The sequence below is a fragment of the Moorena sp. SIO3I6 genome (assembly GCF_010672095.1).
The window spans coordinates 1-1555 of record NZ_JAAHHU010001207.1 but is presented as its reverse complement, the minus strand read 5'-3'; the positions used below and the strand labels follow the sequence as shown (position 1 = coordinate 1555).

1 protein-coding gene is annotated in these 1555 nt (G+C 45.1%); it reads left to right on the top strand.

The window, feature by feature from the left end; all coding sequences use genetic code 11:
• The first annotated feature begins 112 nt into the window (after nt 1-112).
• A complete protein-coding gene (locus F6K49_RS47730) occupies nt 113-1549 on the top strand; it encodes a cation:proton antiporter (protein WP_293074758.1) in 1437 nt (478 codons plus the stop codon).
• The last annotated feature ends 6 nt before the right edge of the window (nt 1550-1555 follow it).

The following is a 1555-nucleotide window of genomic DNA, read 5'->3' as shown; positions in this document are numbered from 1 at the left end:
TTTTGATTTTCAAACGATCTGTAATCAAGCTGCCCCGTGTGCTTGAAGAATTTGACCATCTGATTTGGATGATGAGTCTGATGTTAATCCTACTGTTCTGGATGGTGTTTCCATGAGTACCATTACGATTCCCTGGATTGCTCTACCGCTATTTGTGGGATTCAGCATTTATCTGATCCCCAAATTTGACCGATACCTCGCCCTAGGGGTTGCCCTTTTTTCGGTTGAATATGGCACACAGCTATTGCTTACGGCAAAATCGCCATTAACTATACAGCTGCTGGATAATTTCGGTGTCACATTACTAGTTGATCAATTAAGCGCCTTTTTTATATTAACCAATGGGCTGGTAACGGCAGCAGTCATCCTCTACTGTTGGCAAAGTGGTAAAACAGCTTTTTTTTATACCCAGACCATTATCTTACATGGCAGTGTCAATGCCGTATTTATCTGTGCAGATTTCATCAGTTTATACGTAGCATTAGAAGTAATCAGTATTGCTGCGTTTCTGTTGATTGCCTATCCCCGAACCGACCGCTCAATTTGGGTAGCCTTGCGCTATCTTTTTGTCAGCAATACAGCCATGCTGTTTTATCTGGTCGGCGCAATTTTAGTCTATAAGGCCAATAATTCCTTTGCCTTTGAAGGGTTGCGGGGAGCACCTCCAGAAGCCCTTGCCCTGATCTTTGTGGGACTATTAGTCAAGGGGGGAATATTTGTATCAGGATTGTGGTTACCCTTAACCCACTCCGAATCTCAGAGCCCAGTGTCGGCGTTGCTATCGGGAGTTGTGATCAAAACGGGAGTCTTTCCACTGTTGCGTTTTGCTCTGATTGTGGAGGAACTTGATCCCATCGTCAGGATATTTGGAGTGGGGACAGCGCTTCTGGGCATAACCTATGCCTTATTTGAAAAGGATACCAAGCGTATTCTCGCCTTTAGCACGATTTCCCAGTTAGGCTTTATCCTCGCCTCACCAGAAGTGGGAGGCTTTTATGCCCTGACCCATGGTTTGGTCAAATCAGCGCTCTTTTTGATCGCGGGTGTTTTGCCCAGCCGTAACCTCAATGAACTGCAACATCAGCGGATTAATACCCCAATTTGGATTGCCCTGGCTATAGCTAGCTTCTCTATTTCCGGCTTTCCATTATTGTCTGGCTTTGGGGCGAAAGTATTGACTCTGAAGAATATAGTGCCCTGGCAAGTTATCGGTATGAATGTTGCTGCCCTAGGAACGGCAACATGCTTTGGTAAATTCATCTTTCTGCCCCATGGGGATGGCAGCCAAGGGCAGGTAAAGGCCAATTTTTGGTTAGCGATGATACTGTTGCTCGGTGGGCTGATTGCCGTCAATGGTGTGTATTACCAAGCATATAATTTTGCCAATATTATCAAACCCCTGGCAACCATTGGGCTGGGATGGTTGGCATATTTGTTGATTTTCAAACGATCTGTACTCAAGCTGCCCCGTGTGCTTGAGGAATTTGACCATCTAATTGGGGTGATGAGTTTGATGTTAGTGTTATTGTTCTGGATGGTGTTTCCATGATTGGGA